We start from the raw sequence: 25,727 nt of genomic DNA on the forward strand, positions 1-25,727 counted from the left end.
TTTATCTGATCATTATATTTTTTCACTCACATGTTTACCCTTCCCCATCCACCTCATGTCCGGTTCTTCCTGTTTATGGGGATTTGGCGGGGAGGTCTTTTGGTACGTATTATTAATTCTCTCATATTCACTTGATAACCTTTGATGTTCTTCTTCAAGGATGACACGGAACGGCCTTTCAATTATATATGGGGTCGTCTTTTGTTTGATTACCCGGTTATGATAATCCATATAGATATGATGCTCAATTGGCAAAATGTAACCCATGCGATAAGCCTCCCATCCTTTGAATGTGAAAATATTGGCTACTTATATATACCCTGCATAAAAATAATTAAACCTGTTTTTTTAATTTTATATGAATTTTGTTTATTGTCAAGGCTTTTTGGAAATTTCTTAACAGAAGGACTATATAAAGCAATTAGCAGTTAATCCCGCCTGGAATGTGATTCGATCAAGTTATCTGCAATCATGGTTACTTTTTTATTTCCCGCAAAACACCTTAAAATAAAAAGCAGCCAGACAAGCAGCTGCTTCAAAATAATTCATGTTATTGTTATATCCATGAAAATGGTTTCCTCTTATCATCATCTTTTCCCTTTTCATCACTGCTTTCCAGGTCAAAGCTGGAGCTTGATGATTCACTTTCCCTTTCTTCTTCTTGTCTCTTATCTCCCGGAAATCCGAAAAGCGGGTGACGCGGCGGGCGGTGACGTTGAGGTGTGTCTAAGACAACATTATCTGCTTTAATAACAAGGTCTTTTACATGAATAACCTGTTTTTTATCAGACATGAATGAATCACTCCCAAATATTTTTTATCGATAATAGTCTATGTATAATTATTGATTCCGATATAGTCATCAGCCCTGAATTTCTTAAATAATTATGCAAGTATCTTATTATGTACGCCTACACAAACATTATGCGTCTACATATTCTATTAGAGACAACTGAGTCAATACCACTTGAAAGGAGTAATAATTCATGGGTTGTGGAAAAGAGCATGCTACTGGACATTGTGTATGTGACATTCTTAGAGAAATTGCTGAGGCACAACAAGATGTAGTTGAAACTTGCTGTGATACCAGCTGTGAGCAGTCTATCAGTGATTTACTGGGGGAGACTGACGTAACAAACGGATTGGATACTGTACCGGTGATTCTTTACTGTAAAGGAGACTGCAAACCGTTTAAAGGTTTTGGTGCATTGCAGGACCGCATTGGAGACATCATGGGCAGCTTTTATTTCCGGGTGAAAAAAGTAGATGACGATTGCTGTGCAGTTGTTGAGCTGCTGAGAGACCCTAAAGATGAGGACAGAGATCCAAAAAGCCCGGTTGACCAGGATACTAAACCATTACGCGCTACTGGAATCTGCATGACTGTAGACTTAGACTGCTTCTGCCACGTAACATGTCTGCCGGCAATAAATGCAATTAACTAATTTCTTTAAAACAGACTTTGCAAAATCGTTTATGATGAAAGGCTTAGTTCCACTATATAAGCAAAATATTGCTTAAGGTAAAGGCTGTCCCAGAAGGTTAAGATATGACCTTTGGGCCAGCCCCTTATATTTTTGGAAAGATAATTAAACAGATTGATTTCCTTCTGAAGTTTTTAACAGGAAATCATTTCTTTATTAGTCTTCCCCTTCTAATGCACCTTTTCCCAAATAGGCTTGAAGCATCCAGATATTTTTGTCAATACTTCCTTTATAATCCGTCATGAGATCTTCAGTTACAGCATCGCCTTCTTTATCGGCAATTTCGATGGCTTTTGTGGTTATATCCCGGATAGTCCGATAATCACCAACTAAATTTTCCACCATTTGCCGGTCACTTAAACTTTTATCATAAGTCTGTTCTGAAATGGAAGCATGCTCCAGGAACTCCCCCAACGTAGAGTATGGTGTTTCTCCAATACTCAATACCCTTTCCGCCAATTCATCAAAATACGTATCAGCTTCGTTATACAATTCCTCAAATTTATCGTGCAGCGTAAAAAAATGCGGTCCTTGGACATGCCAATGGTATTGGTGAAGTTTTACATTTAGTACTCCTAGGTTTGCTACAAGATGGTTTACCATAAATGCTGCCGTTTCCTCGTGTTGAGTATGACGATGTTGTTCTGCTCTCATTTTTTATTCCTCCCTCTAAATAATAATGGTATATCCGGTTCCAGTTACTTCCTATATAAACCTTTAATGGATGATCATTGAAAAAGCCGTCCCTTATTTCAGGTAAAATTACTGCTTTTTTCAGGCTGTCCATTTCTGGTAGTTCATAAAATCATTCAGATCCTGACGCGAAATAAATTTCAAATAGATATTATTAATTATACCCTTGCAAATAATAGGTAAACATAAGCAGCGATTGATTAAATTTCATCACGATAAAGTTATATAGCTTTAGTTTACAAATTATTCATATCGCAATTTGCTCTTCCTGTGTCCCGGATCCAAGAATTTTAATGGGAGAAATAAACAAAAAAAGGCTGTCATCAAAAGATATAACTATTTGCTGACAGCCTCTGTCCTTACTTACGAAAAACCTAAAAGTTTTATGTTTTTTATTTCATTTATCATGATTTTCACCGCTCTTGATCTGTTGGCAAGCTTGATAAATACGTGCTCCTCGTCCCTGTCCATAATAATTCCCCGGTATATTTTATTTTCCGTTTTAACTTCACATTTTTTCTTTGGAGCGTAGGAAGGGGCATCCGTAAAATACTTTATTTTTTCCTCCAGTGTGCGATCATTAAATTTTTTCCGGGCATTTTTATCTTCGCTATGAACCTGCGGGTCATCGTCTTCATTTAATTCTTCTTCAAATACTATACTTTCTTCATATTCACGCGCTTCTCTTTCTTCATCAAAGAAACTGCGGCTCCTGACAGAACCTCCCTCTAAACTTTTACTGGTGGAGACTTTTTTGGTTCTATAACTATGCTGCATAGAAGCTTTTGGGTATTTATTATCAGGCTGTTGAATATAAAGCATTGGATTTCTTGCATATTTCCTCTTCACCATCCACATCCTCTCCTTACATGACTTCCTCCTTAAAGTATATGAACCATATAAATAAAACGTTCAACAGGGAGTGTTCGTATAAATTGTATATTAACTTTGGAGGCTTACTACAAAATAAAAGGCTGGGACAAAACAATTTTAGTAAACAGAAACCGAAATCTTTTCGGTGGGACGAGGAACCACTGTACCATAGTCCCAGGAGTCTACGTATATTCCCGGAGCTAATATGGTGGATTGTTCGTCTTTTCTATGCTTACTCAGTGTTCTGTCCCAGCCACTTTTCCTATTGCATTGACACAGCATCCGTAAAACAGGTGCCATGGTTATACTAAGAATTGCATAAACGCAGTGGCCATGCCAAAGTAGATGAGGATGGATATAATATCGTTAATTGTGGTTATAAACGGACCAGAGGCTACCGCCGGATCGATGTTCAGGCGGGCCATCAGCATGGGAATAAGTGAACCGGCTAACGTAGCAACAACCAATGTCGCCATAATGGAAAATCCGACAAGCAAGCCTAAAAAGATATCACCCTGCCACAGATAAATAACAAGCGTGATGACAATGCCGCAAACTGTTCCAGTAATCAGGCCGGTACCTGCTTCCCTGAAAATCAACCTTGCTTTTCCCTGTTTTCCGTAATCACCTGTTGCAATGCCACGAACAGCAACTGCCAACGCTTGAGTCCCTGTATTTCCTGCCATTCCTGCAATCAGCGGGATAAAAATCGCTAATATCGCAACCTGATTCAGTGTTTCCTCAAAACGGCCGATTAAACTGGCTGTCAGAATGCCTAAAAACAGCAATATAATCAGCCATGGAAGGCGTTTTCTTGCGGAGATAAATGCATTATCATCTGCCCGCTCAGTATCTGTTACTGCAGCAAGCCTGGTATAATCCTCACTTGCTTCCTCCTCCATAACATCCAGAATATCATCTACCGTGATAATCCCCAGAAGGTGATCCTGGAAATCTACTACCGGCAGAGCAAGAAAGTCATAATCCCGCATCATTTGTGCAATCTCTTCCTGATCTTTCGCAACTGAAACTGCTATTATCTTTTCACTCATAATTTCTTCGATTAACGTATCTTCCTCGGCAATAATTAAATCACGCAAGGAAAGTACACCAACAAGCCTTTTAGTCTCATCCAGCACATATAAATAATAAATGGTCTCAGCATCAGGAGCCTCTTCCTTCAAATGCTGCATCGTCTGCCTGGCAGTCTGACTTTTGTAAATAGAAACAAACTCGGTTGTCATAATACTGCCGGCAGTTTTTTCTTCATAGTGGAGCAAATGCTTAATCTCATCTGCTGCTTCTTTATCCATAATGGTCAGGTAGCTTGCTACCTTGTCTTTATCCAGTTCATTTAAAATATCTACCGCATCATCCACAGCCATTTCCGCAAGTACCATGGCAGCGAATCGCGGGTCCATCTCGGGTATAAACACGATAGTTTCTTCCAAATCCAGACTTTCCATGATCTCCGACATTTCTTCCGGAGATAAATAGGTATATACTTGCAGCCGGTGTTTTCTAGTCTGTTCTCTGAAAAATACAGCCTGATCGTAAGGATGCATGCCAAGGAAATTTATTCGGAAGTCTTCCAGTTTGTCTTCTTCCAGCGCATTATTAAGGTTTTCCCAATCTTTTTCATATTGTACTTCATAAATTTCATCATACTTATTTGCAGGTACCATAATCACTCACATCCTTTTCTTATACCCGAGCAAACCGGTTTTGCATTTCTATTGTTGCCGTTTCAACAATCATTTTATCATTTTTCCACCTAACTTAATATGATTAATCTTTTCAGTCCCGTTTAATTTGCCGCAAAAGAAACAGTATATATAATAAAGATAAACCGCTGCATTTCAAATGAATAATAAGGGAAAGGGGCTTTTTTATATGAAGATGGACATTATCGGAGATATTCATGGGTGTCTGGATGAGCTTTATGAACTATTTGAAAAAATGGGCTATGAATGGAACAACGCCGGGTATATTCACAAGGAAGGCAGGACACCGGTTTTTCTAGGCGATATTACAGACCGGGGCCCAAATTCCCTTGGAGTAATCAGATTGGTTTATCATATGGTGGTCGTCCGTAAAAATGCATATTATGTGCCGGGAAACCATTGTAATAAATTATACCGTTTTTTCAAAGGAAATCCTGTGAAACTGAATAATGGACTTGAAACTACCGCGGCGGAATATGAAGCACTGAATTCCGGTGAGAAAAGTACGATTCGGGATCAATTCATGCAATTATATGAAGCTGCACCGCTTTATCTCCAATTTCCGGATGCAGGAGCAGTTATTGCTCATGCAGGTATTAAAGAATCTCTTATCGGGCGTAAAGATAAAAAGGTAAAAACCTTTGTGCTCTATGGCGATATTACAGGAGAGACACATGCTGACGGCCGCCCGATAAGAAGGGACTGGGCAAAGCATTATAAGGGAGACCAGTGGATAGTTTACGGTCACACTCCTGTTAAGAAACCAAGGATAGTGAATCGGACGATTAATATTGATACAGGCTGTGTTTTTGGCAATGCATTAACCGCATTCCGTTTACCGGAAGAAGCAACAATCTCCGTGCCGTCCGGACAGCCATTTACAGAAGAAAAGTTTCAGCCCGTCCATTAGCGTCATTGTGTGTTTTATCGCACTAAGGTCAGTAATGCTGGATTTGCTTCAGCAGAAATAAGATGCATACTTTTTTCCATTGTTTTTAATCATGGCATGCACTTTTAACACAATTTCCTCTTCGATGCTGCGTTCTTTTCCAGATGTCATTTTGTTAAGAACTGATTATATTTTAGACTTCGATTCGGATTGTTCAGGACAGGATCCTGGTTGACCTCGGGCTTAATCAAGAATTTGATCTAATCAATTTCTCCATATCGCCGGGCAGACCTGATTCAAACTGCATATAGTTTCTTGTGGCCGGATGGGGAAAGCCAATTTCAGCACAGTGCAGAGCCTGCCGATCTATTTGACCGATTCTCCCCCCATAAAGTGTGTCCCCAAGAAGAGGGTAGCCCAGATAGGAAAAATGAACCCGTATCTGGTGGGTTCTGCCTGTCTCCAGTTTAACCTGGACAAGGCTGCAGCCGGGGAATTCCCGGATCACCTTATAATGGGTGACTGCTCTTTTTCCATTTTCCACAACGATCCGCTCAATAATAGACCCTTCTTTTCTTCCGATTGGAAGATCAATCGTACCCTCTTTTTCCGAAAGCCTGCCTTCAATTATTGCCTGGTAGCTCCGGTGAACTTCTCCGGACTTTTGAAAGCGTGACAAAATGGAATGACTGTAGCGATGCTTGGAAATCAGCATAAGGCCGGAGGTGTTTCGATCCAGCCTGGTTACCGTATGAATCGTAAATGGAATATGATTTTTTTCATAATGACCCAATACAGCATTGGCAACGGTTCCTGCTGGATACTGAAAGGAAGGAACCACCGGCATTCCGGGCTGCTTGTCAATAACGAGAATATCTGCATCCTCATAAACGATGTCCAAATCAATTTCCTCCGGACGCATGTACGCTCCTTTTATTTCAGGCGGAAATTCAATTATCAGTTTATCGCCCGCACTCAGACGGTAGCGAACCGTTACCGTCGACCCATTCACCGTGATTTTTCCGCCATCCAATTTGATTGCCTTCAATATCCGGCGGGAGAAACCATGGACAGTTTGTAAAAAATCACGGATCGTCATTCCGTCATGTTTTTCAGCTATTTTCCATTCCATAGTCCATCCTTCACTTTCTTCATAATACCTTAAACTTTTTGATTTCCGACAAAGGAATCACGGACTCTGTCCCAGAAAGGAAATGGACGGAATCTGGCAAAGCGGATCCTTTCCTCCGCAACACGGAACTGAATGGATTTTACATTCGTGTATGTTTCCGTGAAATGATCAATAGCGATTAAAAAGCTCCGATCCACTGTCGGTTTTAATAAACATGTATGATGTTTTGGCAGGATCAAAGGAGATCCGATCGTCCGGAAAACACGATTATTAATGGATGCCATCTCTGTAAGCTGGATTGCTTCAATGGATGGATGAATGATGCCCCCGCCCAGTGCCTTATTGTAGGCTGTACTGCCGGATGGAGTAGAAATACATAATCCGTCACCCCGAAAAGTTTCAAAATGCTCACCCTTTATCTCCACATCAAATACAACAGATCCATCAGCCGTTTTGATCATCGCTTCATTCAGTGCCAGGAACCGGTCTTCACTGCCACCGGTTGTTGACCGTATAATTACCTCCAGCAAAGGATACTCCACTATCTGAAATGGTGTTTTGGCTATCTCTATGATTAGTTTCTCCACTTCATCCGGCGTCCAATCTGCATAAAAGCCCAAATGACCGGTATGTACACCAATAAATGCAGTTTTATCGAGCCGGTGAATATATCTGTGGAAGGCTTCCAGAAATGTCCCGTCTCCTCCAACTGAAATAACAAGATCCGGCTCTTCCCTGTCATATTCCAGATTAAAATCCGTTAAATACTGTTTCATGGTAGCCTCTATTTCATTTGATCGTTTGTCCCCTCTGGAAACAACCTTAAATTTCAACCCATTCATCCCCTTTTTCGCCTTTTGTTTACTTTCGGTGAAAAATCCGTTGTGCTTCCTGTACTTCATGCTTGATTTTCGACATTTCTTCATCCAATTTAAATGCCGCTTCGGCAGCCCGCTGCAGTCTGTTTTTTATGTCAGCAGGAATTTTATCTTTATACTTATAGTTTAACGAATGCTCATTCGTTGCCCAAAAATTCATCGCCAGGGTACGAATTTGTATTTCAGCAAGCAGGTTCTTCATGCCGGATATCGTCTCCACCGGGTATTCAATAATCAGATGATAGGAACGGTAGCCGCTCTCTTTTTTTCGTGAAACATAATCCCTCTCGTCAATAATTGTAAAATCATTCCGCTCACGGATCATTTCCACCACTTCATATATATCATCCACAAATTGGCATACTACCCGCAATCCGGCTATATCCTGTATTTCCTGATCAAGCTGATCCAACGGTATGTTTCTTTTTTCCGCTTTTTCCAAAATACTTGAAACAGGCTTCACCCTGCCGGTAATAAATTCAATGGGAGAGTGTCTTGATTCATATTCATATTGTTTGCGTATCCCTTTTAATTTCACTTTTAATTCTTCCACGACCTGTGCATAAGGTGCCAGTTTAGCTTCCCAATTCACTTCCACACCACCTATGTACGAAACTCATTTCCAGTTAAATCCAGAAATAAGGTTTATAACTTTTGATGAAAATCTTCCTATTTGTATCATACTATAATAGCTATTCATTGCCTAATCTTATTACATTTGCCATAATCAATAGTACCTTATTTTTTTCCGCTTGGAGGGACTTATGGCACAGGAAATTGAAATAGAATATAAAAATCTGCTGACAGAAAAAGAATTTAATCAATTATTATATTATTTACCTTTCCCCCCGGGTGGTAAAATCCAAACAAATTACTATTTTGAAACAAAGGATTTTGCTTTAAAAAACCATAAAAGCGCACTCCGCATCAGGGAGAAAAACGATGCCTGGCGGCTGACGCTAAAAGAACCCCAAAAGGTTGGATTGCTTGAAACGCATGACTTATTAACAAAACAGGAAGCAGAAGCCATCATAAAAGGGCAATTAAGATTTAAAGGTGAAGTAAGTCAGCAATTGAAAAAATTAAACGTATCATTTGAGGATCTAATTTACTATGGGAGTTTAAAGACGGTACGGAGAGAGACGAACTACGAGGGAGTTCTGCTTGTACTGGATTACAGCACTTATAATGGAACAGCAGATTATGAGCTGGAACTTGAAGCGGCTACACAGCAGACGGGCAAAAGAGTATTTGATGCATTGTTAGAAAAGTATAATATACCAGAAAGAAAAACACCCAACAAAATCGAACGATTTTTTTCAACATTATAAATAATGACTCGTATACAATCAGATTATTTGCTACTCTTTCAGTCCGTTGCTACAATATATACACTACCTATTAAAGGGGAATAGGCATGGAAACAAAATCCGGTACCATATATGAAGCGATTGGTGGAGCTGAAACCATAGACCGGCTGGTAACCCTCTTTTATAAACGGGTTGGGAAACATCCGAAGCTCACACCTATTTTTCCTGAAGATCTAACCGAGACTGCCAGAAAACAGCGTTTATTTTTAACTCAATTTTTTGGAGGTCCAAGGCTTTTTTCGGAAGAACGAGGACATCCTATGATGAGAAGAAGACATTTGCCGTTTGAAATTACACCGAGCCGGAGAGATGCCTGGCTGGAATGCATGGAGGCCGCACTCGAAGAAGCAGAAATAGAAGAACCAATCCGCTCAGCTATTTTTGAAAAATTGACGATGACCGCAAACCATATGATGAACACACCGGAATAAGAGAAAGGAGCATCGATGTGAGTTGGACTCTGGAGGGCCTGAAAAGCGCTCATAATGAAAGCACATCGGAAGAATATGGCTATTTCAATTATGTTCAAAAACCGATTGAAATGTATGTATTCGTTGACCCTCTTTGCCCTGAATGCTGGTCTTTGGAACCTTATTTAAAAAAACTGCAAATTGAATATGGACGCTTCTTTACAATTCACCCCGTTGTCAGCGGGCATTTGAATTCATTAAATAATGATATATTTGACAGACCAAAAAGAATAAGGGATATCTGGGAGAGAACAGCAAAGCGAACAGGCATGAGCTGTGATGGCGATTTATGGTTTGAAAATCCGGTCTCTTCCCCATGGATGGCTTCCCTGTCAATTAAAGCAGCAGAACTTCAAGGAAAGAAAGCAGGAAAGGTTTTTCTCAGAAAGATACAGGAGAATGCTTTTTTATATAAACAAAATATTGCAGATGAAGAAGTGTTAATAAACTGTGCGAAAGATGCAAATTTAGATGTTAATGAATTTGAAAATGACTTGTATTCAGCTTCAGCTAAAAAGGCTTTTCAATGCGATTTAAAACTGACACAGGAGATGGAAATTGACTTTATTCCCTCCATTGTTTTTTTCAATCAGTCCAGCGAAGAACAAGGTATTAAAGTGTCCGGTTTATACCCGTATGAAATTTATGTAGAAGTGCTTGAGGAAATTTTAAAAAAGCCGATTATTCCCTCAGAAAAACCGCCGCTGGAAGGGTTTCTTTACTATTATGATGTGGTAGGCACAAACGAAATTGCCATCGTTTATAACTGGACGCTATCAAAAGCGGAAAGAGAAATGAAAAAGCTGCAATTAAAAAGAAAAGTAAAAAGAATCCCGGTAAAATACGGGACATTTTGGAAATATATTAAATGAGAGTAAGCCTGTTTATTATTTAGGCTTATTTTTTGTTTTGAAAAGGAAAGGTTACATTTGGGTATGATGCTGAAATACAGTGCTGCTTTATTTGAAGTCTCAGGGGATATGTTTATGACCGATATGGATGGTCTTTTTGAATAATATTTGATTTCTGCATTCGTTCACTGACCGATACTATGAGGAAAAAAATACGGTTGAAATTTCCCGATTCGTTTATTCAGCAGCGGAATCTGACGACGAAAGAAGCGGATTTCTCTCCATTCATTCACTCATCAGTGCGATCAGGCAACGAAGGTACCGAATCTCTCCCATTCCTTCACTCATCAGCGGGATCAGCTAACGAAGGAAACGAATTTCTCTCCATTCCTTCACTCATCACTGTTATCAGGCAACGAACGAAGCGAATTTCTCTCCATTCCTTTACTCATCAGCGCGATCTGACAACGAACGAAGCGGATTTCTCTTCATTCGTTCACTCATCACTGTTATCAGGCAACGAACGAAGCGAATTTCTCTCCATTCCTTCACTCATCAACGGAATCAGACAACGAACGAAGCGGATTTCTCTCCATTCATTCACTCATCAGTGCGATCAGGCAACGAACGAAGCGGATTTCTCTCCATTCATTCACTCATCAGTGCGATCTGACAACGAAAGAAGCGAATTTCTCTCCATTCCTTCATTCATCAGCGCGATCAGACAATGAAGGTACCGAATTTCTCTCCATTCATTCACTCATCAGCGGGATCAGACAACGTACCAAGCGGATTTCTCTCCATTCCTTCACTCATCACTGTTATCTGGCAACGAAGGCAACGAATTTTTCTCCATTCGTTCACTCATCAGCGGGATCTGACAACGAAGGAAGCAGATTTCTCTTCATTCGTTCACTCATCAGCTGGATCTGCTAACGAAGGCAACGGATTTCTCTCCATTCATTCACTCATCAGCGGGATCGAGCAATGAACGAAGCGCATTTTTCTCCATTCCTTCACTCATCAGCGGGATCTGACAACGAAGGAAGCGAATTTTTCTTCATTCGTTCACTCATCAGCGGGATCGGGCAACGAAAGAAGCGAATTTTTCTCCATTCCTTCACTCATCAGCGGGATCTGACAACAAAAGAAGCGAATTTTTCTTCATTCCTTCACTCATCAGCGGGATCGGGCAATGAACGAAGCGGATTTTTCTCCATTCCTTCATTCATCAGCGCGATCAGCTAACGAAGGAAACGAATTTCTCTCCATTCCTTCACTCATCACTGTTATCGGGCAACGAATGAAGCGGATTTTTCTCCATTCGTTCACTCATCAGCTGGATCTGCTAACGAAGGCAACGAATTTCTCTCCATTTGTTCACTCATCAGCGGGATCGGGCAATGAACGAAGCGGATTTCTCTCCATTCGTTCACTCAACAGCGGAATCAGACAACGAAGGCAACCGAGTTTCTCTTCATTCATTCTTCCCTAGATTAAAGCTGTACCTTCTGAAATCTTTCTTAGACTATTTCCGCCTGATATACATTATTAAACCAAAAAATAAAGGATGTACGGGGCAGCGTACATCCTTTAAGAATCTCTCTTTGTATTAAACAAAGGGGGATGGGAGAAAGTTTCATGATCAAACAAAGGGGTTTTGTTTGTTTCAACTTACAATTTAATTGTAGCAGGGAAAAAGGAAGTTTTCAATCATTATGTGCATTAGTTCACAAAAGTGTCACTTCTATTTTATTTTTCAGTTTCATACCTTGTATTAAAAGATAAGAAAGCTTGTATGGCAAAACTTTGCGCCAACAATCTTTAACTTAATGGACCTTGCGTTTATACAGTTAATTTAATTTTTATACTTTCTTATCTGCTTTTAAAAAACGGAAAGGGGGTGAAACGGCTATGCAAGAAATATTCCCATTCCTGTTTCTTATTTTGGCGTTGTTTGCTTTTTTTCTAAACATACTCGGTTTAATGTCACTTATCCCTCTCTACATTACACTGCCATTACTTTTCATTGCGATCTACCTGACAATGTATTCCTTTGCCAATCAGAAACGAACCCCGCGCAGAATGAGGTGAAAACAGGAGAACCCGCAAGGTCCTCCTGATTTTTTATCTATTTTCATTGGATAACAGCTTTTCCATTTCATCCAATTTCTCCCCGAAAACAGCTAATGCATCAAGAATTGGCTGTTTCGACGTCATATCTACGCCTGCCTTTTTCAATACTTCTATAGGGTATTCACTGCTTCCTGCTTTCAGAAATTCCAGATACCGGTCAACAGCACCTGCTTTGCCCTCCAGGATGTGGTTCGCTAATGCAGTTGCAGCAGAGTATCCGGTTGCATACTGATACACATAGTAATTGTAATAAAAGTGAGGAATTCTTGCCCATTCCAGCCCGATTTCTTCATCGGAAACTACATCATTTCCAAAGTATTTCTTATTCAGATCGTAATAAATTTCCGTAAATTTATCGGCTGTCAGTGCTTCTCCGTTTTGAGCCCGTACATGAATATCGTGCTCAAACTCAGCAAACATCGTCTGGCGGAATACAGTGCCGCGGAAGCCTTCAAGAAAATGGTTCAGTATATATAGCTTTTGCTTTTCATCATCCAGAGATTTCAGCATGTAATCATTTAATAGTGCTTCATTTGTTGTAGAAGCTACTTCTGCCACGAAGATGGAATAGTTCCCATAGCGGAATGGCTGGTGTTTTCGGGAATAATAACTGTGCACGGAATGTCCAAGCTCATGTGCCAAGGTAAACATGTCATTTACGTTATCCTGCCAGTTTAATAAAATATACGGATTGGTTCCATAGGCACCGGATGAGTATGCTCCGCTTCTTTTTCCTTTATTTTCCTCCACATCAATCCAGCGGTTTTCATAACCTTCTTTTACGATATTTACATACTCTTTCCCAAGTGGGGCTAAACTCTCCAAAACATACTTCTGTGCTTTCTCATAAGGTATTTTCATATCTACATCTTTTACTAGTGGTGTGAAAAGATCATACATATGCAATTCATCAAGTTTTAATACTTTTTTTCGGAGCCTTACATATTTGTGCAGAAGCGGCAGCTTTTCATTCACCGCCTCCACTAAATTATCATAAACTTTTTCCGGGATATTATTACTGTCCAGGGCAGACTGTCTCGCTGATTCATAATTACGCACCTTTGCATAAAAATTATCCTTCTTAATATTCCCGTTTAAAGTGGAACTAAAGGTATTGATGAACTTTCCGTAAGTATCATACATCCCTTTAAATGCATCTTTCCTTACCCGGCGGTCCTCAGATTCCAAAAAACCAATATAACGTCCATGGGTAAGCTCCACCTCTTCTTCATTTTCATTTTTAATTGCCGGAAAGGTGAGATCCGCGTTGTTCAGCATACTGAACGTCTGGGAAGGCGTGGACATTGGTTCTGCAGCTTCAGCAAGCAGTGCCTCTTCACTTTTTGATAAAACATGCGGCCGCTGTCGGGTAATTTCATCCAGTGTTTTTTTGTACAGCTGCAATTCTTCTTTTTCCTTCAAAAAAGCTTCTATTTTCTTTTCATCCATCTCCAAAATTTCCGGTGTAATAAAACTCATTTCACTGGATGCCACAGTCAAAAGGGTCTCAGCTTGTGCATTTAGTCCCTGATAGAAAGAGTTTGTTGTATCCTGGTCATAGCGCATATGGGCGTATGTATACAATCTTCCAATCCGCTCGGAAAGCTCATCCTGCAAACTTAGCAACTCATGCAGGGTGTCAGCTGATTCACTTAATTTCCCCTGATATTCTTCAAATTGCTTAATATCTTCCTGCAGACTGTTTAGTTCCTTCTCCCATAAATCATCCGATTCAAATATATCTTCCAATCTCCAGGTCCTTTCTTCCGGCAGTTCATTGCGTTTCGGCAACTCCTTAGCTCCATTACTCATATTAAAAAATTCCTCCTTTTGCTCTTAACTAACATCTCCTGTTTACTTAGTATAACGAATTAATGTGGAATCATGCCTCTATTTTGTTTTATTTAGACAACTTGTCATGCTTGAACATTTTATTTTCTGCCAATAAATAAAGTAATCTTTTGTCTTCGTTTATTGCCTGTTCAATCGTTTCCGGTTTGTACACCGGATTTGTTTTCATAAATTTTCCGTCATGAACACGTTGAATCACATTCAAATTGGATAAAAGTTTAAGGTATTCACTTATCGGATTTATACCTGCATGGATTAAAGGAAAGCTGTTTGAAGGATAAAGATGAGAACTCAATAAATGGTGAACCATTTTAGGAGAAAATAGTCTGCCCGCAGCCATAGGATCAATTACATCAAAGATTATTCTGCTTTGCCAATTCCAGGGTGATGCCTTCATTTTAAATTGATGGGGAACCGGAAGATGAATCAATGCGGGAAGCACTTCCCGATGGACTCCTTTGCTATAAAGCCATTGGTGCCAGGCTAATTCCCGGCCATAAAGCCGCCGGGATTGTTTCAGCCGAAATCTGTACTTTTCTTTTTCCCACAGTCTAAAAAACTCTCCGGGAACGAATGCATGCTCCTTAAACAGGTCTTTAAATGACAGCTGCTCCAGCCGGCGGATAAAAAATTTACCCATCGCCAATGTTTTCCCGGTTAAATAAATGTCCTGTATTAAAATAAAATGGCGGGTCTCACTGGAGAAGAAAAATAATGCGGGATTAGTATTTGAAGAAAATTGATGAATGAAGGGAAGAATCTGCTGATTTAGCTTAAAATGGGTTGTGCTTGTCCGCTGCAGCCGATTCCCTCCAACAATCCAAATTGGAATGATTCCTGCTGATTGATAGCCTGAAGTCCGATTGACGACCTCTTCCATGGACACGGCTGCACATTGGAACTCGACGGCAATTTTTTTATCAAGAACACTCAACAATAAATCGGGTCTTTGCCTGATTTCAGGCAGGTAAACCTCAAGGTTCACAGAAATTCCTTGTTGCTTCAGCCATTCGTAAAGAAGTAATTTGCCTGTCTCATGGTAAATGCCCTCTCCTCCTTCTCCGGAAGGACATGCAGTGAGTGATTGATGGGCAAAATGAGGGATCATTTTTACGCCTGCTTTCATAAGTACTTTCTGATGACATACCGGACAGTAAAATAACACCCCTTTTTTTCTTAATTTAGAAATCTCTCCTTTTGTCAGCATAGACAGGGTGACAAGTGTTCCGTCCTTTGTTTTTGCCTGCAGCATTAAAAAACACCTCCATTATCTATATTTCGACAACGAAGGCTGATTCCCTGCAAAAAACGGTATCTTTATAAGAAAAAACCGGATTCGTGCGAGTTTTAGCGTAAACATAAGTTTTATTGTACTAAACTTAAAAATGGCAACTGCCTCAAACCTGCTTTTGAAATGCATTTCCTCGTATTGGCTTATTAAAAAAGAAAAACACTCCTTAACGAGTGTCTATACATGTGCTGGAAAATAAGACCTGACTTGTGAAAAAGTATCATTTTCAAAAACAACTTTTCCATATTCTTCAAGAAAATGAATGGTCACATCGGAATCCTCCGCAAATTCAAATACCTGACTAATTAGATTCTCCTGGATGTGATCATCCAAAATAGTTTGGGAAAACTCCAAATACAAGTAATACTTGCCGCCATGATAATAAAGTGTTTCTTTTATTGTTCCCCCGGATTCACGGAAGTAATGGCTGAGCTGAATAACATCTTCAAAATCATTAAAGCTGACAATGATCCACAGGTTTTCATCTTTATCATTTTGCTTTTTCTTGTTTTTTCCAAATTTATTTTCAAGCATATTTTCTATTTTCTTTTCTTCCGGAGCCTCTTCACTATCTTCATCGTCTGATGGCAGTTCAATATTTTCTCCGTCTTTGGATACCTGTGCCTTTGTTACAATGATCTCCAATCCTTTTTCCATTGCCTGTACCTGAATCCAAAGCGGGCCCTCCACATTAAAATCCTCTTTATAATTCACTTCATCCATCATTTGCCAAAACAATTGCTCGCTTCTTTCTCGGTTGTACCATATTTCTTCCCGTTCAAATCCGCGATCCTCAATATCCAGATATGAAATATAAAACTTTACAGTATTCTCATTAATTCTTTCTATTTCCATTGTTCATTCTCTCCCTTCTTTAAAGGTTAGGTAAGAGATAAGCTTCACCCTTTAATTATATATCTATGATTAACATATATTTTCTTATAGTTCATTACCCTGTACTGCAGGCCTCTAACCATTCCTATTTTGCTTTGAAGCTGCTTCTTTTAATGCTGTATTATGTTGTTTTTGAAGCTATATTTTCCTTCTACTGTTATTGTATGATACCCTGCGCAAAATGAAAATGAATATGCCTAGAAAATGAAAAGTTCATCAAACTAAAAAGAAATCTCCATTTTTTAAACAAAATATATGAAATGGTTAATATCATATTCTAAACCATTTCATCGGATTTGTCACTATTTTTTTGTGAATATAATGCTTTTTACTGATTTTCATCGAGGAGATCATCAGCCGGATTTAGCAGCCAGTCGTTTTCCTTTTTCCATTACTTATATTAAATAAAATTTCCTGGAGATTTGCAGGCGCTTTTATCAAAAAAAAAGACCGGTCGGTGCGATTTGCATTTTTTGCTTGGAAGAAAATCACCATTCATTTCTGCCTTTACATTTAAAACTAAGAAATAAGGGATTCTAAGAAAGTAATGTACTTTCAAGAATCCCTTGGCAGTATACTGAGGTTTCAACAAATTAGTTGACCATCCGCTGGGCTTCGCGTAATTGAAAGGTCCGGACAGTCCTTGGAAGAAAGCGTCTTATTTCATCTTCGTTATATCCGACTTGCAGGCGTTTTTCATCCAGGATAATCGGTCTTCTTAATAAACCCGGATTTTGCTGTATCAGATGAAAAAGATCTTTCATCGGCAGCTGTTCAATATTCACATCCAGCTTTTGGAAAACCTTGGAACGGGTGGAAATAATCTCATCGGTTCCATCTTCCGTCATACGCAAAATTTCCTTTATCTCGTCCAATGTCAACGGTTCAGAAAAAATATTACGCTCCTTAAAAGGAATGTCGTGTTCCTCCAGCCACGCTTTCGCTTTTCTGCAAGATGTACAACTTGGTGAGGTATAAAGTGTTACCATTAATAGCTTCACTCCTCGATAGCTTTTATTCATTTCACAAACTTTTCATTGCTTATTAAATTAAAATCACTTTAAATAGCATCTATGTATATTATACTATGTTTGTCAATTAAATGATAGTGCATCGTCAATAAAATTAAGGGTTTTTTCAAAAGTTCATGAAATGTTTTTTGTTCGATAGTTGTAATTTACCCTATTTATTATTAATTAAACCTGTTATTTGAAAAAAGAAGAAAATAATTTAAATGTTTTTTTTATTCAATCAAACGAATATTTAAGCAACGAACGTCTGTGTGTACCAATACAAAAAGTGCTTTTCTTATAACAATACATGAAAATAGGCCCCCCGTTTTTTTATGGGAGGCCTAATGAAAACTTATGCCCGTTCCGTTACATTAACACTGCTTAGAATATCCTCACACTCACGGCTTTCATCATATACCAATACTTCGTCAACCGGCTGGTATGACTTCCCGTAAATTTCCTCATCCTTATACGTGTGTATATCTTCATACATTTTCTTCATTTGTTCATAAATTACTTCTTCAGAATCATTATCTGGTGACCAGTACAATATTTCCATCGGCGTTTCTTCATTTGTAGCCAGAGAGCGCCTGTTATATCCAATTGACTGCGCGTGGGTAAATCCTTCTCTATTGTAAAAGTGAAGCCGTTTTTCCGTATCGCTGTCTTCATAGTCTATAGGCTCCACTTCAAGGATAATTGGCTTATTCTTTGCCTTCAATTTCTCGATGAGCTGGTGTCCAATTCCCTGGCCCCTTGTTTCCGATGAAACCCATACATAATCTATAAAGATAAATGAATCAAACTCGGCATACATCATGACATGTTGGGGACTTTCATCCTTATAGTAGACGTCCCCCTTTTCTTCTAAAAGCCTTTCCATATGCTCTCTTGATTTCATTTCTTCCACAGGAAAATACTTATTCAGCTTTTCATACCAATTCATTGATCTACTCCTCATTTTTCGTAGTCTGCTACAGTATAACGAATAAGAAACTGTTTGTGAAATCCCATTAAAAGTGTATGCTTTATTACTATTACCATTTTCGCTCAAAATATGATAATAACTAAACCACACATAAAATAACCCTGTTTTCCACCGGATTATTTAAAAATGACGTATTTTTCCTAATAAGCTTTTTAAATTTAACCAACAGTGCTTCGCATTTTTGGAAGTAAGTATGAATTTTGAAGATGCCCGTGTTCGAATTTGCATATAAAACGATGGAAAAAGTCTTCTGCATTTATATCCTATACTTAAAAATTAAAATTTTAGATTCTCCCGCTGAATTTCCCGGTAAAAAATCCGTGACATAAAAATAAAGAAGCCTGGAATTTCCAGACCCCTTTTTACCTGCATAATTATTCATTTCTTATATAATCGGATTTTTAATCTTCTATTCTTCAAGCCCGGCTTTGTAGTCAACACCCTCTGTATAGACATTGCCTGCATTCCATAATAAAAATTCATGTATCCCGTTTTCATATAAAGCTCTGATTTGTGCTTCCACTTCTTTTACTCCATATTCCTGAGGCGGTCCATTATATAGCCATGGCGCTTCAAAATCCTGCAGCCACGGGCGGGACAGTGGCGGGTTGTCCAATGCACCTAGCACATCATTTTCCACTTTGGCATATTCTGTCACAAGCTGATATGGTTCCCTGTCCGGAAACTCTATGCCAAAATGCGGTGTCCAGTGACTCGGATAAATCATGGAAGAAATTACATCCACGTTTTCGGAAATTCTGGAAAAGTTTTGGCCGATACCAGGTGTTTCTTCCAGGGTGGCAGCATAGCCGAATATATCGACGGAAACATCGACATCATAGTCGGAAAGCTCCTCACGTGCGTATGCAACAAAATCCGTCACTGCTTCTACCCGCAGTTTAACATTATCCATATCCGCATTTTGGTAATCACCCAGTGAATAATCCAATTCTTCATCCCGATGTTCAAAGCCTTCAGGGAAGCGTACATAGTCGAATTGAATCTCCTGAAATCCCATTTCGGCAGCCATTTTGCCAATTTCCACATTATACTCCCAAACCTCTGTTTCAAACGGATTGACAAAAGCTTCCTGTTTATTGTTCATCCAGACCCCACCGTTTTTTGTGAACGACAGATCAGGTCTTTGTTCAGCCAGAACGCTATCTTTAAAAACCACTATTCTTGCTATTGGGTAGATCTCTTTCTTTTCCAGTACCTGCATCATTTCCTCCGGATCACTGATATAATTCATAGCAATATCTTCATATGGAGATCCTTCTTCAGGCAGAAAGGTAAGATTCCCATGATCTTCCTTAACATCAATAACCATGGAGTTCAAATCACTGTTATCGACCAGGTTCAGCAGATCTTCAAAACGGCTGCCGCCGGCCGAATTCCCAGTCACATAGATTCCCCTCACTGCATCCGGATATTCAAATGTATAGCCTGAATCAAATGTAAAGCGGCTGATTTGCTGCTCCGTGTCAATTTGCTCTATTGCAGTATGCCGTTCTTTATGTAAACTTGCTGTAGATTCATCTTCCCCGCTGATTGTAACCGGAACAGATAGTACAAGCAGAAGAGAACATAATGTAATCGTGATTTGCTTTATCCCCATGACTATCAATCTCCCATTTTTATTTAAAACTAGTATAACGGATATATTGTTGATTTTAAATTAAAAAAGTAAATATTTGTCGATTAATTATTTCCAGTTTACTTCTTTTACAACCGCAAAATAAGTACTATAAAAACTTTCCCAGTATTGTCTCCTGCGATTTACCTGGCAAATACTTTTATTATCTGTCAAATATTCTTTAACTTTTTACCCCATTCTTCCTCTTTTCAATCCTATTTTTCCCTTTTTAAAATAACATCAACAATAAGATATACTAATTCCTATACCTTATTATTTCCTCAGGAAGTACAAAAAAATAGCAGGATATTTTTACATGTCCCTGCTATCCTGAAATACAGTGTAATATAATTTGTTGCCAAAAAGGCATAATTATTCTACATCATAACCCTGATCTTCTACAGCTTCTGCCAATTGACCCTTCGATACTTTGGCACCATCAAATTTCACATCAACTTTGCCTGCATCCAGGTTTACGTCAACATTCGAAACACCATCCAAACTCTTCAGTGCCCCTTCCACAGACGCCACGCAATGATTGCATGTCATTCCTTTAACACCCAATGTTGCTTCCTTCATGGTCTATTTCCCCTTTCAATAATTTTATATTTTAACCCGCTTCAAACGAAGGGAGTTAGTAACAACACTCACTGAACTAAACGCCATGGCAGCACCTGCAACCCATGGTGCGAGCAATCCGGCAGCTGCAATAGGTATTCCTGCACTATTATAGGCAAATGCCCAAAACAGATTTTGCCGGATATTTCTTATGGTTGCATGACTCATTTTAATTGCTTTTGGTATGAGAAGCAATTCACCGCCTAAAATGGTGACATCTGCTGCTTCTATGGCAACTTCAGTCCCTGTTCCGATGGCGATGCCAATATCGGCTGTCGCCAGTGCCGGCGCATCGTTTATACCATCTCCTACCATAGCCACTTTTTTACCCTGTAATTGAATTTCTTTTACTTTATCTGCCTTTTGTTCCGGCAGAACTTCGGCAATCACTTCATCGATTCCAACCTGCTTGGCAATCGCTTTTGCAGTTCTTTCGTTATCACCTGTCAGCATGAAAACTTCCAGGTTTTGTTCTTTCAGTTGTTTCACGGCTTCAATAGCTGAGTCCTTCACGGTATCGGCTACAGCCACAATTCCGCTGAACCTGCCATCCACAGCAATGAGCATAGCCGTTTTACCTTCTGATTCATATTCGGCCATTTTTTTATCGACGTTACTCATCTCAATATGATGATCACGCATAAGCTTTCTAGTCCCTACAAGTACTTCTTTACCTGAAATAGCAGCTTTGATACCATGGCCGGGTATAGCAGTAAAGTCATCTGTATCCAGCATGTCGACTCCCTTTTCGGTGGCATAGGCAACAATCGCTTCAGCCAATGGGTGTTCTGACCCTTTTTCCGCGCTTGCTAAGAACTGCAACGTTACGTCATCACCGGTAAAGTTGGTTACTTCCGGTTTCCCTTTTGTAATCGTTCCGGTTTTATCAAAAACGATGGTATTAAGTTTATGGGTTTGTTCTAAATGCTCTCCGCCTTTAAAAAGTATCCCGTTTTCCGCTGATTTACCTGTGCCAACCATGATGGATGTTGGTGTAGCAAGCCCCAGTGCACACGGACAAGCAATAACCAATACTGCAATAGCGGCCACCAATGCCAGTTCAAAATTTCCAGGTGAAACAAGTGTAATCCAAACAATAAATGTCAGAACGGCTATAATTACTACGATTGGAACAAAGTATCCGGAGATTACATCTGCAAGCCGCTGGATCGGTGCCTTGGACCCTTGTGCATCCTCCACTGCCTTAATAATGGAAGCCAGTGCTGTATCCTTTCCAACTTTGGTTGCTTTCATTTCCACTGTTCCATTTTTATTCATGGTGGAACCAATAACATCTGCATTCATGTTTTTTTCTATCGGAATGGATTCTCCTGTAATCATAGACTCGTCCACAGAAGTGCGCCCTTTTACGATAATACCGTCAACGGGTATTTTTTCACCGGGTTTTACAATTAAATGGTCCCCGCTCCGCACTTCCTCTATTGCCACCATTTGTTCTTCGCCATTTCTTATTACACGGGCCTGCTTTGCCTGTAAGTTAAGCAATTTGGAAATTGCTGTTTTTGTTCTGCTCTTGGCAGTCAATTCAAGGTATTTACCAAACAGAATCAATGTAATGATAATAGCACTAGTTTCAAAATATAGATGCGGCATATAGCCGGGATTTCCAATCGTTAAAAATGCTTCATACAAACTGTAGAAATAAGCGGCGCTTGTACCGAGTGCAACAAGTACATCCATATTGGCCCCGCCGCTCCTCAGACTTCGATAGGCGCCTGTATAGAACTGCCGGCCAACATAAAATTGGATTGGTGTTGCCAGGGCAAATTGAAACCAGGGGTTCATAAATAAAGCCGGTAAACTAACTCCTAAAAGATGATCAAGCATGGTTACAAGCAGGGGCAGCGACAGCAATGCAGACAGCACCAGCTTAAATTTCATTTCTTTAACCTGCTTTTCTTTCTGGTTTTCTGACGCGTCACCTGTATCACTTTTTTCATTTGCTCCGTAGCCCAGCTTTTTTATTCTGCCAATGATATCGGGAATTTCCAAGGTATTCGGGTTATATTCCACCACGGCACTTTCAGCAGCCAGGTTGACAGTGGCCTGTTTAACTCCGGGCTGTTTATTCAGCACTTTTTCAATCCGTGATGAACAAGTTGCACAAGTCATTCCCTCTATATCAAATTCAGTTTTTTGGGTCAGCACCCCATAGCCCATATTTTCTATTTTTGAGGTAATATCCTCAACTGTAACGGAGGCAGGATCATAATTAACCGTTGCTTTTTCAGTAGTTAAATTCACTTGTGCTTCCACACCATCCATTTTATTTAATACTTTTTCCACTCTGGAGGAGCACCCGGCACAGGTCATCCCTGTCACACCTACTGTTAAATGTTTTGCTTCACTCATGTCCTTCCACCCCCTATTTGGAAAATTGCTTTAACACTTCAAGCAGTTCCTCGATTGCTTCGTCTCCTTCTCCGGATTTCACTGCACTGGCTACACAATGCTTCGCATGCCTTTCCCCGAGAGAAAATCCAACCTTTTTCAAGGCTGCATTTATGGCACTGATTTGGACTAAAATATCTACGCAATATCTGTCGTCTTCAACCATTTTTTGAATACCGCGAACTTGTCCTTCTATTCGTTTCAGACGATTGACGACTGCCTGTTTTTCAGCATCTGTTCTGGGTACTACCGGATGATCATGTAAAAATTTATCCATTCAGACCCCGTCCTTACCTTATTATTTCTATACTTATACTATACCCCACTATGGTATAAAATTCAATGAATTTACTGTGACAATTTTATTCATTCCCAGGTAATCGTATTTTTAACATTTCGCATTTATGGGAGATCCTTTTCAAAAACCAATACATGATGGCATCCAAAATATCAGCAACAAAAAAGTAAGCAAATAAAACAGGAATATGCTTGTCATCGACCGCTTATCAGAGCGTGAATTTAACTGAATAGATTATACTTTTGTATTAATTCTTTTCAGTTATATGCCCCTGCGTTAACGCCATATAATATACCATTTTTTTAAAATAGATAAAGTGCTTTTAGTCACTCGATCGGCTTTAATTTATCCATAATTTCCTGACGTTTATCTTCCAGAAATGGCGGCAAATCCAATTTGCTTCCCAAATTCTCAATACTGGAATCCACCGTAAATCCTGGCCCATCTGTCGCAATTTCAAACATAATTCTGTTGGCATCACGAAAATAGAGGCTGTGAAAATAATGCCTGTCAATGACTCCTGTAGATACAAAGCCTTTTTGTTTTATTTTTTTATCCCACATATGGAGTTCTTCTACATCTTTTGCCCGGATTGCCAGATGATGAACACTTCCTTTTCCAGGTCTTTCAGCGGACCCCGATTCTTCCTTTAAAAGGATCTCACTATAGATTTTTCCTTTCCCAGCCCGCAGAATGATTCCGTGCTCTGCTGGGCCCGCTTCATTATATTCAAAAATTTCTTTCAATGTTTTTTTCGTACTATTTATATCCCGAACAGTTATTTCCACTGTTCCCATACCTAATATCCGATGTTCTTTATCAATAGCAGCGTTTTCCCAGGGCTGCCAAAAGCGAGGTACTGTATCATCTTTTTTATTTACCAAAACCAGTCGAAGCCCGTCCGGATCTTCAAAAGGTAATGCTTCCCTGCTGGCGTACTCTGTGATACTGCCATGCTTGACATCAAGGGATTCAAATCTTTCTTTCCAGTACATTAAACTATCCGCAGATGGAACAAGCAATCCGATTCTTGTAATGGCATTCGTTCCCCGATGCGTTCTTCCAACTGCCGGCATTTCAAAAAAGGTGAGTTCTGTGCCGGGACTGCCGGTTAGATCACCGTAGAACAAATGGTACATGGAAGGATCATCCTGATTAACAGATATTTTGACCCTCCGTAAACCCAGAACTTCCTTATAGAACTTGTTTGTTGCTGCTGCGTCTTTAATAATCATGGAAATATGATGATGGCCTAAAATTGTGCGCATAATCATCCTCCTAAAATATTTTTAATGTTCTTTTCCTACATGCTGGCACATTAATAAATCATCGTGCGGGTGGTCATTATTTTCCAATTGAATGGTAATATGCCCAATTCCTTTATCTTTTAAATTTCCTTCAATGGTACGCAGGATAGTCTGGCATTCATCTACCGATTTATCACCGTCAACCACCGCATGACATGATAAAGCATTCCTGCCGCTTGTAATTATCCAGACGTGCAGATCATGTATATCTTTGACCCCATCAATTTTTACTATCGTTTCAATCACTTCATCCAGATCAATATTTTTCGGTGTTCCCTCCATTAAAACATGGATGGCATCCTTAGAGACTCTCCAGCCGCTGATTAGTATTAAAACAGCAACAATAACACTTGCTAATGGATCTGCCCATGCCCATCCAAACAACAACATCAGCAAAGCAGCAATAATCGCACCAACCGACCCTAATAAATCTCCCAAAACATGAAGGAAGGCAGCCCGTAAATTCAGGTTTTCTTTCGTGTCTCCCTGCATTAGCATCCATGCAACCAAAACATTAACAAAAAAACCAATCACAGCGATTATTAACATACCTGTTGAAGCAACTTCCGGAGGATCACTAAAACGATGATATGCCTCATAAAAAATGAAACCGGAAATCAGTATTAACGTTACCCCATTAAATACTGCAGCCAATATTTCAAAACGTTTGTACCCATATGTTTTGTAATAATTTGCTGCTTTCTCTCCAAATGTAAATGCCAACAATGCTATCCCCAATGAAACAGCATCACTTAACATATGGCCGGCATCAGCTAACAATGCCAGACTATTTGTGAGATACCCTCCAATGACTTCCACTGCCATATAAAATGAAATAATGAAAAAACTTATTTTTAATGCCTTTTTATTACTGCCATGTGAATGATCATGATCCAACCCCAAAGGTCACACCTCCGTT

At 39.5% G+C, this 25,727-nt stretch carries 29 protein-coding genes; 10 read left to right on the forward strand and 19 right to left on the reverse strand.

Annotated features, from left to right (window positions below; translation table 11 throughout):
• Positions 1-12: 12 nt before the first annotated feature.
• Positions 13-267 (reverse strand): hypothetical protein, encoded by a 255-nt coding sequence (locus GHD25_RS03495; protein WP_164214974.1) that lies wholly within the window; start codon positions 265-267, stop codon positions 13-15.
• A 289-nt stretch (positions 268-556) separates the two neighbouring features.
• Positions 557-793 carry a hypothetical protein gene (locus GHD25_RS03500; protein ID WP_164214904.1) on the reverse strand — a complete coding sequence of 79 codons (237 nt, stop codon included), beginning with the start codon at positions 791-793 and terminating at the stop codon, positions 557-559.
• A 193-nt stretch (positions 794-986) separates the two neighbouring features.
• Between GHD25_RS03500 and GHD25_RS03505 the strand changes: the two genes are divergently transcribed.
• Entirely contained in the window at positions 987-1,445 is a 459-nt protein-coding gene (locus GHD25_RS03505) for a CotY/CotZ family spore coat protein (RefSeq protein WP_164214975.1), read from the forward strand.
• A gap of 195 nt (positions 1,446-1,640) precedes the next feature.
• Here the strand turns inward: GHD25_RS03505 and GHD25_RS03510 are convergent, their stop codons facing one another.
• From GHD25_RS03510 to mgtE, 3 genes are all read right to left on the reverse strand, one after another.
• Complete coding sequence (locus GHD25_RS03510) at positions 1,641-2,138, reverse strand: Dps family protein (RefSeq protein WP_205601319.1); 498 nt, start codon at positions 2,136-2,138, stop codon at positions 1,641-1,643.
• 402 nt (positions 2,139-2,540) lie between these two features.
• The gene (locus GHD25_RS03515; protein ID WP_164214976.1) at positions 2,541-3,029 is read right to left on the reverse strand and encodes a CotO family spore coat protein; all 489 of its coding nucleotides are present in this window, start codon (positions 3,027-3,029) and stop codon (positions 2,541-2,543) included.
• Positions 3,030-3,352: 323 nt separating this feature from the next.
• Entirely contained in the window at positions 3,353-4,735 is a 1,383-nt protein-coding gene (gene mgtE / locus GHD25_RS03520) for a magnesium transporter (protein ID WP_164214977.1), read from the reverse strand.
• Between the two features lie 208 nt (positions 4,736-4,943).
• On the opposite strand from mgtE, the gene prpE reads away from it, so the two are divergent.
• On the forward strand, positions 4,944-5,684 hold the full coding sequence (gene prpE / locus GHD25_RS03525; protein ID WP_164214978.1) for a bis(5'-nucleosyl)-tetraphosphatase PrpE: 741 nt from the start codon (positions 4,944-4,946) through the stop codon (positions 5,682-5,684).
• Between the two features lie 226 nt (positions 5,685-5,910).
• Here prpE and GHD25_RS03530 read toward each other — a convergent pair whose 3' ends face one another.
• From GHD25_RS03530 to GHD25_RS03540, 3 genes are read right to left on the reverse strand one after another with little or no spacing between them, the layout of a single operon-like run.
• Positions 5,911-6,795: an RluA family pseudouridine synthase gene (locus GHD25_RS03530; protein WP_164214979.1), complete on the reverse strand. Its 885-nt coding sequence runs from the start codon at positions 6,793-6,795 to the stop codon at positions 5,911-5,913.
• Positions 6,796-6,824: 29 nt separating this feature from the next.
• Complete coding sequence (locus GHD25_RS03535; protein ID WP_164214980.1) at positions 6,825-7,628, reverse strand: NAD kinase; 804 nt, start codon at positions 7,626-7,628, stop codon at positions 6,825-6,827.
• Between the two features lie 28 nt (positions 7,629-7,656).
• The gene (locus GHD25_RS03540; RefSeq protein WP_164214981.1) at positions 7,657-8,265 is read right to left on the reverse strand and encodes a GTP pyrophosphokinase; all 609 of its coding nucleotides are present in this window, start codon (positions 8,263-8,265) and stop codon (positions 7,657-7,659) included.
• Positions 8,266-8,437: 172 nt separating this feature from the next.
• On the opposite strand from GHD25_RS03540, the gene GHD25_RS03545 reads away from it, so the two are divergent.
• The 8 genes from GHD25_RS03545 (at position 8,438) to GHD25_RS03580 (ending at position 12,458) form a co-directional block, all read left to right on the forward strand.
• Positions 8,438-9,004, forward strand: a complete 567-nt coding sequence (locus GHD25_RS03545; protein WP_164214982.1) for a CYTH domain-containing protein — start codon at positions 8,438-8,440, stop codon at positions 9,002-9,004.
• A gap of 86 nt (positions 9,005-9,090) precedes the next feature.
• Positions 9,091-9,474: a globin domain-containing protein gene (locus GHD25_RS03550; protein WP_164214983.1), complete on the forward strand. Its 384-nt coding sequence runs from the start codon at positions 9,091-9,093 to the stop codon at positions 9,472-9,474.
• 17 nt (positions 9,475-9,491) lie between these two features.
• Positions 9,492-10,385: a ClpXP adapter SpxH family protein gene (locus tag GHD25_RS03555; RefSeq protein WP_276207790.1), complete on the forward strand. Its 894-nt coding sequence runs from the start codon at positions 9,492-9,494 to the stop codon at positions 10,383-10,385.
• A 197-nt stretch (positions 10,386-10,582) separates the two neighbouring features.
• A complete protein-coding gene (locus GHD25_RS03560) occupies positions 10,583-11,095 on the forward strand; it encodes a hypothetical protein (RefSeq protein WP_164214984.1) in 513 nt (170 codons plus the stop codon).
• Entirely contained in the window at positions 11,092-11,355 is a 264-nt protein-coding gene (locus GHD25_RS03565; protein ID WP_164214985.1) for a hypothetical protein, read from the forward strand. The genes GHD25_RS03560 and GHD25_RS03565 overlap by 4 nt, the downstream gene beginning before the upstream one ends.
• The gene (locus GHD25_RS03570) at positions 11,352-11,612 is read left to right on the forward strand and encodes a hypothetical protein (RefSeq protein ID WP_164214986.1); all 261 of its coding nucleotides are present in this window, start codon (positions 11,352-11,354) and stop codon (positions 11,610-11,612) included. Before GHD25_RS03565 ends, GHD25_RS03570 begins: the two co-directional genes overlap by 4 nt.
• Positions 11,560-11,859 (forward strand): hypothetical protein, encoded by a 300-nt coding sequence (locus GHD25_RS03575; RefSeq protein WP_164214987.1) that lies wholly within the window; start codon positions 11,560-11,562, stop codon positions 11,857-11,859. Before GHD25_RS03570 ends, GHD25_RS03575 begins: the two co-directional genes overlap by 53 nt.
• 419 nt (positions 11,860-12,278) lie before the next feature.
• Positions 12,279-12,458, forward strand: coding sequence for a hypothetical protein (locus GHD25_RS03580; RefSeq protein ID WP_164214988.1), 180 nt, complete (start codon positions 12,279-12,281; stop codon positions 12,456-12,458).
• 33 nt (positions 12,459-12,491) lie between these two features.
• Here the strand turns inward: GHD25_RS03580 and pepF are convergent, their stop codons facing one another.
• From pepF to GHD25_RS03635, 11 genes are all read right to left on the reverse strand, one after another.
• A complete protein-coding gene (gene pepF / locus GHD25_RS03585) occupies positions 12,492-14,312 on the reverse strand; it encodes an oligoendopeptidase F (RefSeq protein WP_164214989.1) in 1,821 nt (606 codons plus the stop codon).
• Positions 14,313-14,400: 88 nt separating this feature from the next.
• The gene (locus tag GHD25_RS03590; protein ID WP_164214990.1) at positions 14,401-15,603 is read right to left on the reverse strand and encodes a competence protein CoiA; all 1,203 of its coding nucleotides are present in this window, start codon (positions 15,601-15,603) and stop codon (positions 14,401-14,403) included.
• Between the two features lie 216 nt (positions 15,604-15,819).
• The gene (mecA, locus tag GHD25_RS03595; protein ID WP_164214991.1) at positions 15,820-16,497 is read right to left on the reverse strand and encodes an adaptor protein MecA; all 678 of its coding nucleotides are present in this window, start codon (positions 16,495-16,497) and stop codon (positions 15,820-15,822) included.
• A gap of 632 nt (positions 16,498-17,129) precedes the next feature.
• Positions 17,130-17,525, reverse strand: a complete 396-nt coding sequence (gene spxA / locus GHD25_RS03600; protein WP_164214992.1) for a transcriptional regulator SpxA — start codon at positions 17,523-17,525, stop codon at positions 17,130-17,132.
• 376 nt (positions 17,526-17,901) lie between these two features.
• The gene (locus tag GHD25_RS03605; protein WP_164214993.1) at positions 17,902-18,495 is read right to left on the reverse strand and encodes a GNAT family N-acetyltransferase; all 594 of its coding nucleotides are present in this window, start codon (positions 18,493-18,495) and stop codon (positions 17,902-17,904) included.
• Positions 18,496-18,946: 451 nt separating this feature from the next.
• Complete coding sequence (locus tag GHD25_RS03610) at positions 18,947-20,155, reverse strand: putative glycoside hydrolase (RefSeq protein ID WP_164214994.1); 1,209 nt, start codon at positions 20,153-20,155, stop codon at positions 18,947-18,949.
• 390 nt (positions 20,156-20,545) lie between these two features.
• Positions 20,546-20,752, reverse strand: coding sequence for a copper chaperone CopZ (copZ, locus tag GHD25_RS03615; RefSeq protein WP_164214995.1), 207 nt, complete (start codon positions 20,750-20,752; stop codon positions 20,546-20,548).
• A 24-nt stretch (positions 20,753-20,776) separates the two neighbouring features.
• Positions 20,777-23,164 carry a heavy metal translocating P-type ATPase gene (locus GHD25_RS03620; RefSeq protein ID WP_164214996.1) on the reverse strand — a complete coding sequence of 796 codons (2,388 nt, stop codon included), beginning with the start codon at positions 23,162-23,164 and terminating at the stop codon, positions 20,777-20,779.
• A 13-nt stretch (positions 23,165-23,177) separates the two neighbouring features.
• The gene (locus GHD25_RS03625; RefSeq protein ID WP_164214997.1) at positions 23,178-23,480 is read right to left on the reverse strand and encodes a metal-sensing transcriptional repressor; all 303 of its coding nucleotides are present in this window, start codon (positions 23,478-23,480) and stop codon (positions 23,178-23,180) included.
• Between the two features lie 347 nt (positions 23,481-23,827).
• The gene (locus GHD25_RS03630) at positions 23,828-24,769 is read right to left on the reverse strand and encodes a ring-cleaving dioxygenase (protein WP_164214998.1); all 942 of its coding nucleotides are present in this window, start codon (positions 24,767-24,769) and stop codon (positions 23,828-23,830) included.
• A gap of 21 nt (positions 24,770-24,790) precedes the next feature.
• On the reverse strand, positions 24,791-25,711 hold the full coding sequence (locus GHD25_RS03635; protein ID WP_164214999.1) for a cation diffusion facilitator family transporter: 921 nt from the start codon (positions 25,709-25,711) through the stop codon (positions 24,791-24,793).
• Positions 25,712-25,727: the final 16 nt, after the last annotated feature.

Origin of the sequence: Virgibacillus aidingensis (genome assembly GCF_010994035.1) — a bacterium.
In the GTDB taxonomy this organism is placed as follows: domain Bacteria; phylum Bacillota; class Bacilli; order Bacillales; family Amphibacillaceae; genus Virgibacillus_N.

What these genes read in the sequence shown, in the direction of transcription:
- GHD25_RS03495 (WP_164214974.1), bottom strand. Translation starts at nt 267, where the DNA reads ATGGGTTACATTTTGCCAATTGAGCATCATATCTATATGGATTATCAT.
- GHD25_RS03500 (WP_164214904.1), bottom strand. Translation starts at nt 793, where the DNA reads ATGTCTGATAAAAAACAGGTTATTCATGTAAAAGACCTTGTTATTAAA.
- GHD25_RS03505 (WP_164214975.1), top strand. Translation starts at nt 987, where the DNA reads ATGGGTTGTGGAAAAGAGCATGCTACTGGACATTGTGTATGTGACATT.
- GHD25_RS03510 (WP_205601319.1), bottom strand. Translation starts at nt 2,138, where the DNA reads ATGAGAGCAGAACAACATCGTCATACTCAACACGAGGAAACGGCAGCA.
- GHD25_RS03515 (WP_164214976.1), bottom strand. Translation starts at nt 3,029, where the DNA reads ATGGTGAAGAGGAAATATGCAAGAAATCCAATGCTTTATATTCAACAG.
- mgtE (WP_164214977.1), bottom strand. Translation starts at nt 4,735, where the DNA reads ATGGTACCTGCAAATAAGTATGATGAAATTTATGAAGTACAATATGAA.
- prpE (WP_164214978.1), top strand. Translation starts at nt 4,944, where the DNA reads ATGAAGATGGACATTATCGGAGATATTCATGGGTGTCTGGATGAGCTT.
- GHD25_RS03530 (WP_164214979.1), bottom strand. Translation starts at nt 6,795, where the DNA reads ATGGAATGGAAAATAGCTGAAAAACATGACGGAATGACGATCCGTGAT.
- GHD25_RS03545 (WP_164214982.1), top strand. Translation starts at nt 8,438, where the DNA reads ATGGCACAGGAAATTGAAATAGAATATAAAAATCTGCTGACAGAAAAA.
- GHD25_RS03550 (WP_164214983.1), top strand. Translation starts at nt 9,091, where the DNA reads ATGGAAACAAAATCCGGTACCATATATGAAGCGATTGGTGGAGCTGAA.
- GHD25_RS03565 (WP_164214985.1), top strand. Translation starts at nt 11,092, where the DNA reads ATGAAGGTACCGAATTTCTCTCCATTCATTCACTCATCAGCGGGATCA.
- GHD25_RS03570 (WP_164214986.1), top strand. Translation starts at nt 11,352, where the DNA reads ATGAACGAAGCGCATTTTTCTCCATTCCTTCACTCATCAGCGGGATCT.
- GHD25_RS03575 (WP_164214987.1), top strand. Translation starts at nt 11,560, where the DNA reads ATGAACGAAGCGGATTTTTCTCCATTCCTTCATTCATCAGCGCGATCA.
- GHD25_RS03580 (WP_164214988.1), top strand. Translation starts at nt 12,279, where the DNA reads ATGCAAGAAATATTCCCATTCCTGTTTCTTATTTTGGCGTTGTTTGCT.
- pepF (WP_164214989.1), bottom strand. Translation starts at nt 14,312, where the DNA reads ATGAGTAATGGAGCTAAGGAGTTGCCGAAACGCAATGAACTGCCGGAA.
- GHD25_RS03590 (WP_164214990.1), bottom strand. Translation starts at nt 15,603, where the DNA reads ATGCTGCAGGCAAAAACAAAGGACGGAACACTTGTCACCCTGTCTATG.
- mecA (WP_164214991.1), bottom strand. Translation starts at nt 16,497, where the DNA reads ATGGAAATAGAAAGAATTAATGAGAATACTGTAAAGTTTTATATTTCA.
- spxA (WP_164214992.1), bottom strand. Translation starts at nt 17,525, where the DNA reads ATGGTAACACTTTATACCTCACCAAGTTGTACATCTTGCAGAAAAGCG.
- GHD25_RS03605 (WP_164214993.1), bottom strand. Translation starts at nt 18,495, where the DNA reads ATGAATTGGTATGAAAAGCTGAATAAGTATTTTCCTGTGGAAGAAATG.
- GHD25_RS03610 (WP_164214994.1), bottom strand. Translation starts at nt 20,155, where the DNA reads ATGGGGATAAAGCAAATCACGATTACATTATGTTCTCTTCTGCTTGTA.
- copZ (WP_164214995.1), bottom strand. Translation starts at nt 20,752, where the DNA reads ATGAAGGAAGCAACATTGGGTGTTAAAGGAATGACATGCAATCATTGC.
- GHD25_RS03620 (WP_164214996.1), bottom strand. Translation starts at nt 23,164, where the DNA reads ATGAGTGAAGCAAAACATTTAACAGTAGGTGTGACAGGGATGACCTGT.
- GHD25_RS03625 (WP_164214997.1), bottom strand. Translation starts at nt 23,480, where the DNA reads ATGGATAAATTTTTACATGATCATCCGGTAGTACCCAGAACAGATGCT.
- GHD25_RS03630 (WP_164214998.1), bottom strand. Translation starts at nt 24,769, where the DNA reads ATGCGCACAATTTTAGGCCATCATCATATTTCCATGATTATTAAAGAC.